This is a genomic window from Massilia sp. BHUDP2 (assembly GCF_046236355.1).
GTDB lineage: Bacteria > Pseudomonadota > Gammaproteobacteria > Burkholderiales > Burkholderiaceae_D > Telluria > Telluria varians.
This window is the reverse complement of record NZ_JBJUVW010000002.1, coordinates 191726-207252: the sequence shown is the minus strand read 5'-3', so window position 1 is coordinate 207252 and position 15527 is coordinate 191726. Positions and strand designations below refer to the sequence as shown.

General features: G+C 67.2%; 12 protein-coding genes. 7 read left to right on the top strand and 5 right to left on the bottom strand.

From position 1 onward, the window contains the following. Nucleotides 1-130 precede the first annotated feature (130 nt). The 4 genes from cphA to ACK6C6_RS11665 form a co-directional block, all read right to left on the bottom strand. On the bottom strand, nucleotides 131-2719 hold the full coding sequence (gene cphA, locus ACK6C6_RS11680; protein ID WP_409267463.1) for a cyanophycin synthetase: 2589 nt from the start codon (nucleotides 2717-2719) through the stop codon (nucleotides 131-133). Beyond that, on the bottom strand, nucleotides 2716-3591 hold the full coding sequence (locus ACK6C6_RS11675; RefSeq protein WP_409267462.1) for a cyanophycinase: 876 nt from the start codon (nucleotides 3589-3591) through the stop codon (nucleotides 2716-2718). The genes cphA and ACK6C6_RS11675 overlap by 4 nt, the downstream gene beginning before the upstream one ends. After that, the gene (locus ACK6C6_RS11670; RefSeq protein ID WP_409267461.1) at nucleotides 3588-4499 is read right to left on the bottom strand and encodes an isoaspartyl peptidase/L-asparaginase; all 912 of its coding nucleotides are present in this window, start codon (nucleotides 4497-4499) and stop codon (nucleotides 3588-3590) included. The genes ACK6C6_RS11675 and ACK6C6_RS11670 overlap by 4 nt, the downstream gene beginning before the upstream one ends. Nucleotides 4500-4628: 129 nt before the next feature. Next, on the bottom strand, nucleotides 4629-5111 hold the full coding sequence (locus tag ACK6C6_RS11665) for a DUF2244 domain-containing protein (protein WP_409267460.1): 483 nt from the start codon (nucleotides 5109-5111) through the stop codon (nucleotides 4629-4631). 130 nt (nucleotides 5112-5241) lie between these two features. Between ACK6C6_RS11665 and ACK6C6_RS11660 the strand changes: the two genes are divergently transcribed. The 4 genes from ACK6C6_RS11660 (at nucleotide 5242) to ACK6C6_RS11645 (ending at nucleotide 11063) form a co-directional block, all read left to right on the top strand. Continuing rightward, the gene (locus tag ACK6C6_RS11660) at nucleotides 5242-6507 is read left to right on the top strand and encodes an Hsp70 family protein (RefSeq protein WP_409267459.1); all 1266 of its coding nucleotides are present in this window, start codon (nucleotides 5242-5244) and stop codon (nucleotides 6505-6507) included. Nucleotides 6508-6530: 23 nt separating this feature from the next. Next, nucleotides 6531-7178: a PolC-type DNA polymerase III gene (locus ACK6C6_RS11655; RefSeq protein WP_200879924.1), complete on the top strand. Its 648-nt coding sequence runs from the start codon at nucleotides 6531-6533 to the stop codon at nucleotides 7176-7178. Between the two features lie 165 nt (nucleotides 7179-7343). Continuing rightward, nucleotides 7344-8777, top strand: coding sequence for a tetratricopeptide repeat protein (locus ACK6C6_RS11650; RefSeq protein WP_409267458.1), 1434 nt, complete (start codon nucleotides 7344-7346; stop codon nucleotides 8775-8777). Between the two features lie 111 nt (nucleotides 8778-8888). Next, nucleotides 8889-11063, top strand: a complete 2175-nt coding sequence (locus ACK6C6_RS11645) for a prolyl oligopeptidase family serine peptidase (RefSeq protein ID WP_409267457.1) — start codon at nucleotides 8889-8891, stop codon at nucleotides 11061-11063. Nucleotides 11064-11135: 72 nt separating this feature from the next. Here the strand turns inward: ACK6C6_RS11645 and ACK6C6_RS11640 are convergent, their stop codons facing one another. After that, the gene (locus ACK6C6_RS11640) at nucleotides 11136-11711 is read right to left on the bottom strand and encodes an XRE family transcriptional regulator (protein WP_313032393.1); all 576 of its coding nucleotides are present in this window, start codon (nucleotides 11709-11711) and stop codon (nucleotides 11136-11138) included. Between the two features lie 183 nt (nucleotides 11712-11894). On the opposite strand from ACK6C6_RS11640, the gene ACK6C6_RS11635 reads away from it, so the two are divergent. The 3 genes from ACK6C6_RS11635 to ACK6C6_RS11625 are packed head-to-tail and all read left to right on the top strand — an operon-like array spanning nucleotide 11895 to nucleotide 15514. Continuing rightward, a complete protein-coding gene (locus ACK6C6_RS11635) occupies nucleotides 11895-13100 on the top strand; it encodes a glycine C-acetyltransferase (protein WP_409267456.1) in 1206 nt (401 codons plus the stop codon). Between the two features lie 18 nt (nucleotides 13101-13118). Beyond that, the gene (locus tag ACK6C6_RS11630; RefSeq protein WP_409267455.1) at nucleotides 13119-14075 is read left to right on the top strand and encodes an NAD-dependent epimerase/dehydratase family protein; all 957 of its coding nucleotides are present in this window, start codon (nucleotides 13119-13121) and stop codon (nucleotides 14073-14075) included. A 50-nt stretch (nucleotides 14076-14125) separates the two neighbouring features. Then, nucleotides 14126-15514, top strand: coding sequence for an L-serine ammonia-lyase (locus ACK6C6_RS11625; RefSeq protein WP_409267454.1), 1389 nt, complete (start codon nucleotides 14126-14128; stop codon nucleotides 15512-15514). Nucleotides 15515-15527: the final 13 nt, after the last annotated feature.

Sequence of the window (15527 nt, the reverse complement as noted above, 5' to 3'; positions counted from 1 at the left end):
ATTAAAATAGCAATTTGTAACTAATTGCAAAAGTTTGGCGCATTCATGGCCAAGGATTTATCAGTTTAAGTAATGCTTAAGCAAAACGCCCCGTGCAGGGGCGTTTTGCGTGGACTCGGGTGCGCGGGAATCAGATCGCTTCCGCCTCGATCCTGCGCGCCAGTTCCGGCTTGTCCGGACGCAGGGCATCGGTCAGTTCCGACAACGTGGTGCCGCAGCCGAAGACCAGCACGTCGCCCGGCTGGCACAGCGACAGGCCATGGCGGATCGCCTGGTGCGAGGGCAGCACCACGCTGAGCGAATCGTCGGCCAGCTTGCCCAGCTTGGCGCCGCGCACCAGCAGGGCAGCGGTTTCGCCATCGGCGCGGCCGCGGTTCTCGGTCTCGTACACCACCAGGTCGTCGAAGCCGGCCGCACAGGTGCGTCCGATGTCGACCAGGTCGGCGTCGCGGCGGTCGCCCGGCGCGGCCACCACCCCGACCAGGCGGCCGGCGCTCAGGGCGCGCGCGCTTTCGGCCAGCGCGGCGTAGGCGGCGCAGTTGTGGGCGTAGTCGACGATCACGGTCACGCCATCGACGTCGAACACGTTCGAGCGCATGGGATTGTGCTTGGCGTCCGAGACGAAGCTGCGCAGGCCCTCGGCGATCTCGAGGTTGCCGAAGCCGTGGGCGGTAAGGGCCGCTGCCGCCGCGAGGGCATTCGCGATGTTGTAGCGCGCCGCCCCGCCCAGCGAGACCGGCATCTGGCGCGCATCGACCAGCGCCTCGTGGCGCGCGCCGTTGGCCAGCACCAGGGTCTGGTCCTGCAGGTAGACCGCCCGCCCGCCGTTTTCCAGGTGGCGCAGCAGGACCGGGTTGTCGGCGTCGAGCGAGAAGTAGATCACTTCGACGCCGTCGCGCAGCTCGCCCGCCATCGCCACGCAGTAGTCGTCCTCGGCATTGAGCACCACCGCGCGCGAGGCGCGCTGGGCCACCACCGCCTTCACCTTGGCCAGGTCGTCGAGGGTCTCGACGCCGTCCAGGCCCAGGTGGTCGCTGGAGACGTTCAGCACCACCGAGACGTCGACGCGGTCATAGGCCAGGCCGCGCTTGAGGATGCCGCCGCGCGCCGTCTCCAGCACCGCGAAGTCGACTTCCGGGCTGGACAGGACGCTGCGCGCCGAGCGGTAGCCGGTGCAGTCGCCTTTGATGGTGAGCACGCCGTCGACGTACACGCCCTCGGTGGTGGTCACGCCGGTGCGCAGGCCGGTCTGGCGCACCGCATGGGCGATCAGCAGCGAGGTGGTGGTCTTGCCGTTGGTGCCGGTAATGGCCACGGTCGGAATGCGGCCGTCGCACTCGCCGAACAGGGCGTCGACGATGGCCGCGCCGGCGTCGCGCGGGGTGCCGCGGCTCGGGTACTGGTGCATGCGGATGCCGGGCGCCGCGTTGACCTCGATGATGCCGCCTTTCTGCTCGCGCAGGGGACGGGCGATATCCTGGCACACGATGTCGATGCCGGCGATGTCCAGGCCGATGGTGCGCGCGGCGCGGATGCAGATGTCGCGCGTCTCTTCCGGCAGCAGGTCGGTCACGTCCTCGGCGGTGCCGCCGGTCGACAGGTTGGCGTTGCCGCGCAGGTCGGCCGTCACGCCGCTGGCCAGCACGGTGTCGAAAGCATAGCCCTGCTTGGCCAGGGTTTCCTCGGCCAGCGCATCCATCGGGATCCTGGTCAGGATGTTGGTGTGGCCTTCGCCGCGCGCCGGGTTGCGGTTCTCGATCTCGACCAGTTCGCGGATCGTCGAGTGGCCGTCGCCCACCACGCAGGGCGGACGGCGCCAGGATGCGGCAGCCACCTTGCGCCCGGTGACCAGGACGCGGTAATCGCGTCCCACCAGATGCTCTTCGACGATGATCTTGCGGCCGTACTTGCGCGCGTGCGCAAAGGCGCGTGCAACTTCCTCAGGCGTGGCGCAGTTGGTGGTCACGCCCTTGCCCTGGTTGCCGTCGAGCGGCTTGACCGTCGCCGGCCCGGACAGGCGGCGCGCGGCGCGCAGCGCTTCCTCCTCGGTCGAGACGGTGCTGCCCGCCGGGACCGGGACCCCGGCCACGTCCAGCAGGGCCTTGGTCAGCTGCTTGTCGCTGGCGATGCCGACCGCGATCGAATTGGTGGCGCCGGTGATGGTGGCCTGCAGGCGCTTCTGGCGGCTGCCCCAGCCGAGCTGGAACAGGTTGGCTTCATCGGTCAGGCGCAGGGCCGGAATGCCGCGCCGCAGCGCCGCCTGCACCACCGCATTGGTGCTGGTGCCGATCGCGTAGTCTTGCGCAATCTCGCGCAGCGCGTCCAGCGCCTTGGGCAGGTCATAGTAGCGGTCTTCGGCGGCCGCATGGACCAGGTCCAGCGCCACGCGCAGGGCCGCCTCGGCCACCTGTTCGGCTTGGTAGCCGCAGACGACGCGGCGGGTGCGCGGGGTGCCGGCCACCGCCAGGGTCGCGCCGAAGCTGCCGGGAGCACCGGCCAGGCGCTGCAGTTCCATCACCACCGGCTCGATCGCCTCGACCAGCAGGGCGTCGTCGGCCAGGCGCACGGCGGCGTCCGGCGGCAGGGCCGGCAGCAGCTCGAACAGGCGCGCCGCGAAGCCCGGGGCCTTGGTGAAACCGTCGTCGATGACTGCCATCAGGCAGGGGCTGGCGGCATACAGGTTGGGGCCGCGCAGCATTCGTTTTTCTCTGATTTTCATGAAAGCGGGTTCCGTTTCGTTACATTTTCCAAAAAATCGAGCAGTGGGGGCGGCAGGCCTCGGCCGGCATCGCTGTCCGCGGACGGCAGGCGGTAGCTGCTGCCCGCCGGCAGCAGGTGCAGGCGCACGTCGATCAGCTCCGGGGTGTCGCGGTCCTTGATGTCGGCCACGTTGGTGATCATGGTGCGGCCGTCGACGATGGTGACGGCGCCCTGGCCCAGCACCTCGATGCCGGCCCCGATATCGACCACCAGCGCGGTGTCCTCGTCGATGCCGATGCCCTGCAGGTAAGGGTTCTGGGCCACCACGCTGAGCAGGCGCGACAGCCGCTGGCGCTCCGAGAAGTGCTGGTCGATCACCACCCGGTGCAGGAAGCCGAGTCCGGCGCCGAGGCTGACCGATCCCTTCTCGGGATGGAGTTCGACGCGGCCGGTGGCCAGCATGTGGCCGGACATGGCCGAGGCGCCGGCGCTGGTGCCGCCGATGGTCACGCCGCGCACCTTGAGCGCGACGTGCATCGCCGCGTCCAGGGCGCTGCCGCCGAGCAGGGCCAGCAGGCGCTTCTGGTCGCCGCCGGTCATGAAGATGCCGGTGGCTTCATCCACCTGGCGCACGAAGTCTTCGCTGTTGGCGTCCTGGCGGCTGGTCACCTCCAGGTGGCGGCGATTCTCCACGCCGAGCGTGCCGAATGCTTCGTCGTACATGCTCCACATTTCGTCGGCGACGGTGCTGGCCGCGGTGATCACGACGATGTTGGCCTCGGCGCCGCCGGACAGTTCGACGAAGCGCTTGAGGATTTCCATCTCGCGCTTGCGGTCTTCGTGGCCGCCGATGATCACGAGGTGGCCATTCTTCTGTTGTTGTTCGCTCATCGCTGGGTCATCTTCGAATAGGGCATGCCCTGGTTGCAGTAAGCGCCGGCCTCGGTGCGGGTGACACCGATCAGGCCGACATCCACGTCCTTGTCGAACAGCTCGACGCCGCGCTTGAGCGCCTCCTCGAGCGACATGCCGTATTCGATCCAGCCGTAGACCGTGCGCGCCAGCAGGTGGCGCACGATGTGTTCGCCGATCCCGCTGGCGGCGATGGCGCCGAGCGAGCCGACATAGAAGCCGCTGCCGATGATCGGGCTGTCGCCCACCCGGCCCAGCAGGGAGGGCGCCGAGCCGCCGGTGGAGCAGGCCACCGCGAAGTGGCCGTCCGGCCCGCGCACCACGGCGCCGACGGTGTCGCAGGCCGAGGACTTCGGCAGCTGCAGCGGGGTCTTGTAGTTCCAGAAGCGATCGAACAGGCGGTTGTCGATGCCGGGCATGAGCGGCACCGAGCCGGCCAGTTCCTGCATCAGCTTGCGGTGCTCAAGGCGCTGGCGCTCCGAGATGCGCGCACCGCCGGGCAGGCCGATGGTGCGTGCGAAGCGCTGCGCGCCTTCGCCGGCCAGCATCACGTGCGGGGTGTCGGCGATGGCGCGCGCCAGCTTGACCGGGTTCGCCACGTCGCGCACGCAGGCCACCGTGCCGAGGCGGCCGCGGGTATCCATGATCGCCGCATCCATCTCGATGGTTTCGCCGTCCAGTCCCAGCGTGGCGCCGCTGCCGGCGTTGAAGCGGCCGTCGTCCTCGAGGGTGGTGACGGCGATGATGGCGGCATCCAGCGCGTCGCCGTTGACTTCCAGCTGCGCCAGTGCGCGGCGCGCGGCCAGGACGCAGCCGTCTTCGTTTTCCGTCGGAGCGCCCGCGCCGCCGTGAACCACGACGGCGCCAGCCTGTTGGAGATTGCTCATGTAATCAGTACGCCTTGTTGTTGTGCGTTGCAAAATGCGTTTTGTTGTCACGCAGTTAAGAGCAGCATTATGGACACCGGCGGGCGTGCACCAAATCGGTACAGTTGCCGTGCTTGTGTAAGAAGTTGCTTACAGGGAGCGGCCGGGCGCGCTATACAGGATGGAAACGCCGCGCAGGGCGCTACGCAGGGCGCGGACCAGCTCGAGGCGTCCCGAGGGCGTCAGATAACGCCCAATCTCGACGTGCACCCCGCGCGCCTCGATCTGCACCAGGGTCCGCATGCCGCTATCGGGCAGGCTGACGCGGGCGTGGCTGGGGTCGAGCTGGACCGTCGACAGCCTGGCGCCGTCGGCACGCTCGACCAGCAGGCAGCCGTGCTCCAGGCGGATGCGCTCGTGGTCGAGGGCGTGGCGGCAGTAGTGCAGGAGGGCGGCGCCCAGCGCCCCGGTCTCGAGCAGGGCGAAAGCCAGTACCATCCAGGCGCCGCGCCAGGTGAACACCAGGGCGATGCCGAGCGTGGCCGTGCACAGCAGCGCATAGACGAGCAGCGCCTGGCGCGGCGTCATCGAGCAGTTGCGCTTCATTAGCCATTCGGCCGGGGCAGGGTCCATGGTCGCTGCTGTCGTCCTGTACATACGGGGTGTGTACGAGTTTGCCACAGACCGGAAAAAGGCATCGCCCGGACGGCGAAAACCGCCGCAGATCTGTTACCATACCGCCCCCTCCATTGATAAGCTTCCTATGGCGCTCGCATGCGGCCTTGATTTCGGCACCTCCAATTCCACCGTCGGCTGGCTCTCCGGCAGCAGCTACCAGGCCGGCGCCAGCGCCTTGCTGGCCCTGGAAGACGGCAAGGCGACCCTGCCTTCGGTCGTGTTCTTCAACGCGGACGACGAGCAGGTGAGTTACGGCCGCGCCGCCCTGGCCGAGTACCTCGAGGGCTACGAGGGGCGCCTGATGCGCTCCCTGAAAAGCCTGCTCGGCACCAGCCTGATCGACGGCCAGACCGAAGTGGGCGGGCGCGCGCTGCCCTTCAAGGCGCTGCTCGGCCAGTTCATCGGTGAAGTCAAGCGCCGCGCCGAACGCCAGGCCGGCCGCGAATTCGGCAGCGCCGTGTTCGGGCGTCCGGTCTTCTTCATCGACGACGACCCGGAGGCCGACCGCCGCGCCCAGGACACGCTGGAGGAAGTGGCCAGGTCGAGCGGCTTCCGCGAGATATCGTTCCAGTACGAGCCGATCGCCGCCGCCTTCGACTACGAATCCCAGATCGACCGCGAGGAACTGGTCCTGATCGCCGACATCGGCGGCGGCACTTCGGACTTCTCGCTGGTGCGGCTCGGCCCGGAGCGCGCCGGTCGCACCGAGCGGCGCGACGACATCCTCGCCAACGGCGGCGTGCACATCGGCGGCACCGACTTCGACAAGTACCTGAGCCTGGCGAGCGTGATGCCGCTGCTCGGTTACGGCAGCAGCATGCTGTCCGGCGCCGCGATCCCGTCGAGCTACTACTTCAACCTGGCCACCTGGCACACCATCAACCAGGCCTACACGCGCAAGAGCGTCGCCCAGCTGGCCGACCTGGTGCGCGACGCGGCCGAGCCGGCCAAGCTGGTGCGCCTGCAGAAGCTGATCGACGAGCGCGCCGGCCACTGGCTGGCGATCCAGGTCGAAGCGGCCAAGATCGGCCTGTCCGGCAGCCCCTCGCTGACGATGGAGCTCGACCGCCTGGCGCCGCCGGAAACCTTGACCGTGACTCGCGAAGGCTTCGAGGCCGCCATCGGCCAGCTGGTCGACAGCGTCGGCGCCACCGTGCTGCGCCTGTTCCTTGATGCCGGCGTGGAACCGGATGCGGTGGACACGGTCTTCTTCACCGGCGGTTCGAGCGGCGTGTCGCTGCTGCGCGAACGGATCGCGGCGCTGGTACCGCGCGCACGCAAGGTCGAGGGCGACCTGTTCGGCAGTATCGGCGCCGGCCTGGCGCTCGACGCGCTGCGCAAGTATGGTTAACAGCGATAACAGGAGGACGGAATATGAGTGTGTTTGAACGCCCGATCGTGATGCTCGACTTCGAGACCACCGGCCTGTCGCCCGAGATGGGCGACCGCATCACCGAAGTGGCCGCGCTGCGCATCGTCGGCGGCGAGATCCGCGAGCGCTACGTCTCGCTGGTGAACTGCGGCGTGCGCATCCCGTCCTTCATCACCCAGCTCACCGGGATCACCCAGGACATGGTCGACACCGCGCCGCCGAGCCAGAAGGTGGTGGCCGAGCTGCTCGACTTCATCGGCGGCGACACCCTGTCGGCCCACAACGCCAGCTTCGACGAGAAGTTCCTGAAGGCCGAGGGCTGGCGCATCGGCCGCCCGACCGGCCACTGCGGCCTGGTGTGCTCGCTGAAGCTGTCGCGCCGCCTGTTCCCGGGCCTGCCCAGCTACAAGCTCGGCAACCTTTCGAACCGCCTCGGCATCCAGTTCAAAGGGGCGGCCCACCGGGCCGAGGCCGACGCGGAGGTGGCGGCCCACGTGCTGCTGCACGCCGCGCGCCACCTCGGCAGCACGCATGGCCTGCAGCGGGTGGCGCCGGACCTGCTGGTCTCGGTGAACAAGCTGGCCGCCGCCAAGGTCCCCGTCTTCCTGGACAAATACGCCAGCCTCGAGCGCGAGCGCGGCGCCGCCTGAGGCCAGTACCGATCGCTTACTACCACGTCCGCGCATGCATGTGGCATTCCCACGATTGTGCGGACGCAAATCACGCGAGGGTCGCTATCCTTAAAATTTTAACAACGGCGGGTGATTCTCCAAACCCGCCTTGTTGAACGGCCCGGAAGGCCGAAGGGGGTAGGGATGAATCGCCAGAACGACGCCCGCGAGGGACACGAAGTCTTCCAGTGGTTCCTGCCCGCCGCCGAGCGCGGCGATCCTTACGCACAGTTCAACCTCGGCCTGCTCTACAAGCACGGCGATGCCGTCGAGCGCGACGACGTGCGCGCGCTCGAATGGATGCAGCGCGCGGCCCGCCAGGGCCTGGCCACCGCGCAGAACCACCTCGGCGCCATGTACTGCAACGGCCGCGGCGGACCGCGCAGCGACGAGCTCGCCGCGCTGTGGTTCGGGCGCGCCGCCGCCCAGGGCGATCCCGCCGCCCAGCAGAACCTGGGCCAGCTCTTCCGCAAGGGACGCGGCGTCCCGCAGTCGCACGAGCTCGCCTTCGGCTGGTTCTACCGGGCTGCGGAGCAGGGCTTGGCCAGCGCCCAGAACCTGCTGGGCGAATGCTATCTCCAGGGACTCGGTGCGCCGGTCAGCCATCCGCTGGCGATGGCCTGGTTCCGCAAGGCCGCGCGCCAGGGGCACGGCCAGGCCCAGCTCAATCTCGCGCTGATGTACCGCCGCGGCGACGGTGTCGAGGCCGACGATGCGCAGGCCGTGTGCTGGTTCCGCGAAGCGGCGGCAGGGGGCATCGCGGTGGCGCAGCGCTTCCTCGGCCTGGCCTATGCCAACGGCCAGGGCGTGCCGAAAGACCCGGCGCGCGCCATCGCCTGGCTCGAGCGTGCAGCCGGGCAGGACGACGCCGAGGCGCACTACGGGCTCGGCACGCTGCTGGCGGCCGGCCACGGCGGCGGCGGCGACGAGCGGGCGCTGGAATGCTTCCTGCGCGCGGCCGCGCGCGGACACGTGCAGGCCCAGTACTGTGCCGGCGTCATGTATGCCACGGGGCGCGGCACCCGGCCCGATCCGTCCCGCGCGCTCGACTATTACCTGCGGGCCGCCGAGCAGGGCGCGGCCAATGCCCAGTTCAGCCTCGGGGTCATGTACGCCAAGGGCGACGGCGTGCCGCGCGACGAGGCGCGCGCCGCCGAATGGTACCGGCGCGCGGCCCAGCAGGGCGACGCCAGCGCCCAGAACAACCTCGGGGTCCTGTATGCCAACGGCCAGGGCGTGCCGCACGACGACACCCTGGCCAGCTACTGGTACCGGCAGGCGGCCGAGCAGGGCCATGCGCTGGCCCAGTACAACCTGGGCGGCATGGTCAACAGTGGCCGCGGCGTCGAGCGCGACCCGCTGCGCGCCTACATGTGGATGCTGTTGGCCGCCGGCGCCGGCCCGGAAGGCCGGCGCTCGCGCGGCAGCGTGGCCGGCCGGTTGGCCGGCACCGGCGGCACCTGGGCGCGCGCCCTGGCCACCCGGGTGCGGGCCGCGCGCCGCCAGCAGAAGGGGCAGGCGTCCGCACGCCAGGCTTCCACCCGCCAGGGCGCTAGCGGGCAGGGTATCGCCCGCTAGCGCCGCGGGAAGGCGCTGCGGCGGTCCGCCGCATATGCGAGCCCGGCAATTCGCGTTATGATGGCCTTCGGCGCAAGCCGACCCCATGAATAACTCGAACATGAGAACGACATGACCCTGAGACACGCAACGCTCGTCGCCCTGCTGGCCGCGGCCTTCGGCGCCAATACGGCGCTGGCACAAAGCTGCCCCGCAAACGGCCCCTCCCTGACCTACCCGGTCTCGAAGAAGGTCGACCATACCGACAACTACCACGGCACCACGGTGGCCGATCCCTACCGCTGGCTCGAGGACGCGAACAGCGCCGAGACCAAAGAGTGGGTAACGGCGCAGAACAAGGTGACCCAGGCTTACCTGGCGCAGATCCCGCAGCGTGCGGCGATCCGCGAGCGCCTGACCAAGCTGTGGAACTACGAGCGCTACAGCGTGCCGGGCAAGGAAGGCGGCCGCTACTTCTATTCGCGCAACGACGGCCTGCAGAACCAGTCGGTCCTGTACACCCAGAAGAGCCTGACCGACACCCCGCGCGTGCTGCTCGACCCGAATACCATGTCGAGCGACGGCACCGTCGCCCTGGCCGGCGCCGCCGTCAGCCCGGACGGCAAGCTGCTGGCCTACAGCACCGCCGCATCGGGCTCGGACTGGAACGAGATCCGCGTGCGCGACGTCGACACCGGCAAGGACCTGGAAGACCACATCAAGTGGGTCAAGTTCTCCAGCACCGCCTGGACCAAGGACGGCAAGGGCTTCTTCTACAGCCGCTACGACGAGCCGAAGGAAGCGACCAAGCTGGCCGACGTGAACTACTTCCAGAAGCTGTACTACCACCGCCTCGGCACCCCGCAGAGTGCCGACACGCTGGTGTACGACCGTCCCGACCAGAAGGAATGGGGCTTCGGCGGCCACACCACCGACGACGGCCGCTACCTGATCATCACGACCACCAAGGGCACGGCGCCCAAGTACCGCATCTCGTACAAGGACCTGTCCAAGCCGGATTCCAAGGTGGTCGACCTGGTCGACAACTTCGACGCCGGCTACGACTTCATCGACAACATCGGCAGCGTGTTCTACTTCAGCACCGACCGCAACGCGCCAAAAAAACGCATCGTCGCGATCGACGTGACCAAGCCGGCGGAAAACAACTGGAAAGAGATCGTCGCCGAAAGCGCCGATACCCTGGCCGGCGCCGACATCATCAACAACCAGCTGGTGCTCGAGTACCTGAAGGATGCGCGCAGCGTCGTGCGCGTGCATGACCTCAAGGGCAAGCTGGTGCGCGAAGTGAAACTGCCGGGCATCGGTACCGTCGGCGGCCTGTCGGGCAAGCGCAATGAGACCGAGACCTTCTACTCGTTCGCCGGCTTCACCACCCCGACCACGATCTACCGCCTGAACCTGAAGACCGGCCAGAGCACCGTGTTCCGCCAGCCGAAGGTCGACTTCAACCCGCTTGATTACGAGACCCGCCAGCAGTTCTTCACCAGCAAGGACGGCACCAAGGTCCCGATGTTCATCGTCTCGAAGAAGGGCATCAAGCTGGACGGCCAGAACCCGACCTACCTGTACGGCTACGGCGGATTCAACATCTCGATGACGCCGGGCTTCTCGCCGGCCAACCTGGCCTGGATGGAGATGGGCGGCGTCTACGTGGTGGCCAACCTGCGCGGCGGCGGCGAATACGGCGAAGCCTGGCACCAGGCCGGTACCAAGCTGCAGAAGCAGAACGTGTTCGACGACTTCATCGGCGCGGCCGAATGGCTGGTTGCCAACAAGGTGACCTCACCAAGCAAGCTGGCGATCGGCGGCGGTTCCAACGGCGGCCTGCTGGTGGGCGCGGCAATGACCCAGCGTCCGGAGCTGTTCGGCGCGGCGATCCCGGCCGTGGGCGTGATGGACATGCTGCGCTTCCACAAGTTCACCATCGGCTGGGCCTGGACCTCGGACTACGGCTCGTCGGAGAACCCGGAGGAGTTCAAGGCCCTGGTCAAGTACTCGCCGCTGCACAACCTGAAGGCCGGCACCTGCTACCCGGCGACCATGGTGACCACCGCCGACCACGATGACCGCGTGGTGCCGGCGCACAGCTTCAAGTACGCCGCGGCGGCCCAGGCTGCCCAGGCGGGCGCGGCGCCGATCCTGATCCGCATCGAGACCAAGGCGGGGCATGGCGCGGGCAAGCCGACCACCAAGCAGATCGAGGAAGTGGCCGATCGCTGGGGCTTCCTGGCGCGTGAACTGAAGATGGGTGAGGCTGCGCCGACGGCGGTTGGCGGCAGCAAGTAAGCTGCGCTTGACCTGTAAAAACAACGGCCGCTCGGAGTGATCCGGCGGCCGTTGTTGTTTTGATACGCCGGTCTAGCGCTGCACCACGACCAGCAAGGCTTTCGCCTCCGTCTTCCCCGCATTCCTGATCACATGGTCATGGTCGGCCGGATAGCGCGCCGTCCCCCCATGCTTGATCTTCTTCTTCTCCGTCCCCACCTCCAGTTCGATCGCCCCGGTAATGACGGTCAGGTGCTCGCTGGTCCCCGGATCGTGGGCCTGCGATTTCAGTTCGCCCCCGGGCGCCAGGGTCAGCTCGTACCATTCGTACTTGCCCGCCAGGTCCATCGGCCCCAGGATGCGCAGCGAATAGCCGGCGTGGGCGCCGGGCAGGGTGGGGGTCTCGTGGGCGTCGACCACGCGGATCAGGTCCACCGAGCGCACTTCGGACGAGAGCAGCTCGCCGATCTCCACGCCCAGGGCATTGGCCAGGCGCCAGGTGATGGCGATGGTGGGATTGGCCTTCTCGCGCTCGATCTGGGACAGCATCGACTTCGACACCCCCGCGATGCGCGACAGGTCTTCCAGGGTCAGGCCGCGGGCCAGACGCAGGCGCTGTAGCGTGGCGCCAACTTCGGGCGGAGCGTTATTTGTTAGAGTTTTGCTCATTGACTTATTACTGCCTGAATATGCTTATGCTTGGCTTGCCAAGTTCATTAGCTGGGGGTAAGATTCAATATATTGAATTTTCGTTCGACATACAGAACTCGGTTCCATGAACCGAACGGGTCCAACGATACGACATTCGCCAACCACCGGTCAAGCCGGATCAAACCAGGGAGTAGGGACACCATGAGCGATCAAGCATTCTATAGCGGCCTGCAATCGAAACTCGAGACGCTGCGCAGCGACGGCCTGTTCAAGCCGGAGCGCGTGATCGCCTCGCGCCAGGGTTCGGAAGTCGTGTCCCAGGACGGCCGCACGCTCATCAATATGTGCGCCAACAACTACCTCGGCCTGTCCGGCGACGAGCAGACCTCCCAGGCCGCCGCGGCCGCCCTGGAAAAGTACGGCTACGGCCTGTCCTCGGTGCGCTTCATCTGCGGCACCCAGACCGTGCACAAGGAGCTGGAGCAGAAGCTGTCCGAGTTCCTCGGCACCGAAGACACCATCCTGTACGCGGCCGCGTTCGACGCCAACGGCGGCGTGTTCGAGCCCCTGTTCGACGAGAACGACGCGATCATCTCGGATGCCCTGAACCACGCCTCGATCATCGACGGCGTGCGCCTGTGCAAGGCAGCGCGCTACCGCTATGCCAACAACGACATGGCCGACCTGGAAAAGCAGCTGGTCGCCGCGACCGAAGCAGGCAAGCGCCACAAGATCATCGTCACCGACGGCGTGTTCTCGATGGACGGCACCATCGCCCAGCTGGACAAGATCGTCGAGCTGGCCGAGAAGTACGGCGCCCTGACCATGATCGACGAATCGCACGCCTCGGGCTTCATGGGCAAGACCGGCCGCGGCACCCACGAACACTGCGGCGTTATCGGCAAGATCGACATCATCACCGGCACCCTGGGCAAGGCCCTGGGCGGCGCGATGGGCGGCTTCACCTCGGGCCGCAAGGAAGTGATCGAGACCCTGCGTCAGAAGTCGCGTCCCTACCTGTTCTCGAACACCCTGGCGCCGATGATCGCCGGCGCTAGTCTGGCGGTGCTGGATCGTATCTCGAAGTCGACCGAGCTGCGCGACCGCCTGCATGAGAACACCGCCTACTTCCGCAAGGAGATCGAGCGTATCGGGTTCACCATCAAGCCGGGCACCCACCCGGTGGTGCCAGTGATGCTGTTCGAAGCGCCGATCGCCCAGAAATTCGCGGCCCGCATGTTCGAACTGGGCGTGCTGCTGTCGGGCTTCTTCTACCCGGTGGTGCCGATGGGCCAGGCGCGTGTGCGCGTCCAGCTGTCGGCCGCCCACACCCGCGAGCAGCTCGACACCGTGCTGAAGGCTTTCGAGCAGGCCGGCAAAGAGCTGGGCATCCTCAAGAATAACTAAGATCTAGATCGGAACAACATGGAACGCATCCTCATCATCGGCGCCAACGGCCAGATCGGCAGCGAACTGGTCACCGCCCTGGCCGAACAGCATGGCCCGGACAAGGTGATCGCTTCGGACATCGGCAGCACCAACATCTACGGCGCCGCGCGCTACACCCAGCTCGACGTGCTGGACCGCGAACGCCTGTCCAGGCTGATCGAGCAGGAAGGCATCACCCAGGTCTACCAACTGGCGGCGCTGCTGTCCGCCACCGGCGAAAAGGCGCCGCTCAAGGCCTGGACGCTGAACATGGACGGCCTGCTCAACATCCTGGAAGTGGCGCGCGAGCGCGGTGAGGCGGGCAAGCCGCTGAAGGTGTTCTGGCCGTCCTCGATCGCCGCCTTCGGTCCGAACACCCCGGCCGAGAACACGGCCCAGTACACGGTCATGGACCCGACCACGATCTACGGCATCAGCAAGCTGGCCGGCGAGCGCCTGTGCGAGTACTACCACAGCAAGTACGCCGTGGACGTGCGCTCGATCCGCTATCCCGGAATCATCAGCTTCAAGTCGCCCCCGGGCGGCGGCACCACCGACTACGCGATCGCCATCTTCCATTCGGCGCTCAAGGGCGAGACCTACGAATGCTTCCTGGGGCCGGAAACCACGCTGCCGATGATCTACATGCCGGACGCGATTCGTGCGACCATCGAGCTGATGGACGCGCCGAGCGAGAAAGTTGCGATCCGTTCCTCGTACAACGTGGCAGGCGTGTCCTTCAACCCGCGCGAACTGGCCGCCGCCATCCAGAAAGCGGTCCCGGGCTTCGAGATCGCCTACAAGCCGGACAGCCGCCAGCAGATCGCCGATACCTGGCCGAGGAGCCTGGACGACAGCCGCGCGACCCTCGATTGGGGCTGGAAGGCGCGCATTGGCGTGGATGAGATGGTCGAGAGCATGCTGAAGAACATCGACGTGGGCATCACGGCCTGAGTCGCTTCACCCGTAACACAATAATAAAAAACTGAAGAGTCGAGACAACGATGGACATGAGTGTTTTTGATCTGTTCAAGATCGGTATCGGGCCGTCGAGCTCCCACACGGTGGGACCGATGGTGGCGGCGCGCCGCTTCCTGCTGGAATGCGGTTCGCTGGAACAGGCAGTGGGCGTCGAGGCGCACCTGTACGGTTCGCTGGCCTTGACCGGCGTCGGCCACGCCACCGACAAGGCCGTGATCCTGGGCCTGATGGGCGAGACCCCGCAAGGCATCGATCCGGATACCGTCGAGGACAAGCTGGCCGAAGCCGAGATGGACGGCGTCTTGACACTGCTGAGCGAGAAGGAAGTGCCGTTCCAGTACGCCACCGGCCTGGTGTGGCACAAGCAGTCAAGCTTGCCGGAACACCCGAACGGCATGAAGTTCGTGCTCAAGCTGCTTGACGGCAGCATCATCGAGCGCATCTACTACTCGGTGGGCGGCGGCTTCATCACCGCGGCGGGCGAAAGCCAGAACCGCGCGGACGGGCCCGCGTCAAGGCAGGTGCCTTTCCCCTTCAGCACCATGAGCGAGCTGCTGGCGCAGGGCAGGGAACACGGCCTGTCGATTCCGCACATGCTGCGCGCGAACGAGCTGGTGCGCATGAGCGAGAGCGATCTGGACGCGGGCCTGGACCGCATCTGGGAAACCATGCGCGACTGTATCGCCCACGGCCTGGTCACCGAAGGCCAGCTGCCGGGCGGCCTGAACGTCAAGCGCCGCGCGGCCAAGCTGTGGAAGCAGGCGCATTGCACGGAAGGTAAACGCGTCAACGAGCTGCCGCATGATGCGACGCACCACGTGACCCTGTACGCGATGGCGGTCAACGAAGAAAACGCGGCCGGCGGCCGTGTCGTCACCGCCCCGACCAACGGCGCGGCCGGCATCATCCCGGCGGTGCTGCGCTACTACGCCGAAGACTGCCGCCCGAGCGACCCGGTCAAGGGCATCCGCGATTTCCTGCTCACGTCCGCCGCGATCGGCATGCTGTGCAAGAAGAACGCCTCGATCTCGGGCGCCGAGATCGGCTGCCAGGGCGAGGTCGGCGTGGCCTGCGCGATGGCGGCGGCCGGCCTGGTGGCGGCCCTGGGCGGCTCCAACGAGCGCATCGAGAACGCGGCGGAGATCGGCATCGAGCACCACCTCGGCATGACCTGCGACCCGATCGGCGGGCTGGTGCAGATTCCCTGCATCGAGCGCAACGGCATGGGGGCGATCAAGGCGATCACCGCAGCCTCGCTGGCCCTGAAGGGCGACGGCACCCACTTCGTCAGCCTGGACAACGCGATCGAAACCATGCGCCAGACCGGCGCGGACATGCAGGTGAAGTACAAGGAGACTTCGCTGGGTGGACTCGCGGTGCACGTGGTGACAGTGAATCACGCGGCCTGCTGAAGCAGGGCGGAAC

Bases quoted from the DNA above. Each gene is read 5' to 3' on its own strand.
- cphA (WP_409267463.1), bottom strand. From the start codon at position 2,719: ATGAAAATCAGAGAAAAACGAATGCTGCGCGGCCCCAACCTGTATGCC.
- ACK6C6_RS11645 (WP_409267457.1), top strand. From the start codon at position 8,889: ATGACCCTGAGACACGCAACGCTCGTCGCCCTGCTGGCCGCGGCCTTC.
- ACK6C6_RS11635 (WP_409267456.1), top strand. From the start codon at position 11,895: ATGAGCGATCAAGCATTCTATAGCGGCCTGCAATCGAAACTCGAGACG.
- ACK6C6_RS11640 (WP_313032393.1), bottom strand. From the start codon at position 11,711: ATGAGCAAAACTCTAACAAATAACGCTCCGCCCGAAGTTGGCGCCACG.
- ACK6C6_RS11650 (WP_409267458.1), top strand. From the start codon at position 7,344: ATGAATCGCCAGAACGACGCCCGCGAGGGACACGAAGTCTTCCAGTGG.
- ACK6C6_RS11660 (WP_409267459.1), top strand. From the start codon at position 5,242: ATGGCGCTCGCATGCGGCCTTGATTTCGGCACCTCCAATTCCACCGTC.
- ACK6C6_RS11630 (WP_409267455.1), top strand. From the start codon at position 13,119: ATGGAACGCATCCTCATCATCGGCGCCAACGGCCAGATCGGCAGCGAA.
- ACK6C6_RS11665 (WP_409267460.1), bottom strand. From the start codon at position 5,111: ATGGACCCTGCCCCGGCCGAATGGCTAATGAAGCGCAACTGCTCGATG.
- ACK6C6_RS11670 (WP_409267461.1), bottom strand. From the start codon at position 4,499: ATGAGCAATCTCCAACAGGCTGGCGCCGTCGTGGTTCACGGCGGCGCG.
- ACK6C6_RS11675 (WP_409267462.1), bottom strand. From the start codon at position 3,591: ATGAGCGAACAACAACAGAAGAATGGCCACCTCGTGATCATCGGCGGC.
- ACK6C6_RS11625 (WP_409267454.1), top strand. From the start codon at position 14,126: ATGGACATGAGTGTTTTTGATCTGTTCAAGATCGGTATCGGGCCGTCG.
- ACK6C6_RS11655 (WP_200879924.1), top strand. From the start codon at position 6,531: ATGAGTGTGTTTGAACGCCCGATCGTGATGCTCGACTTCGAGACCACC.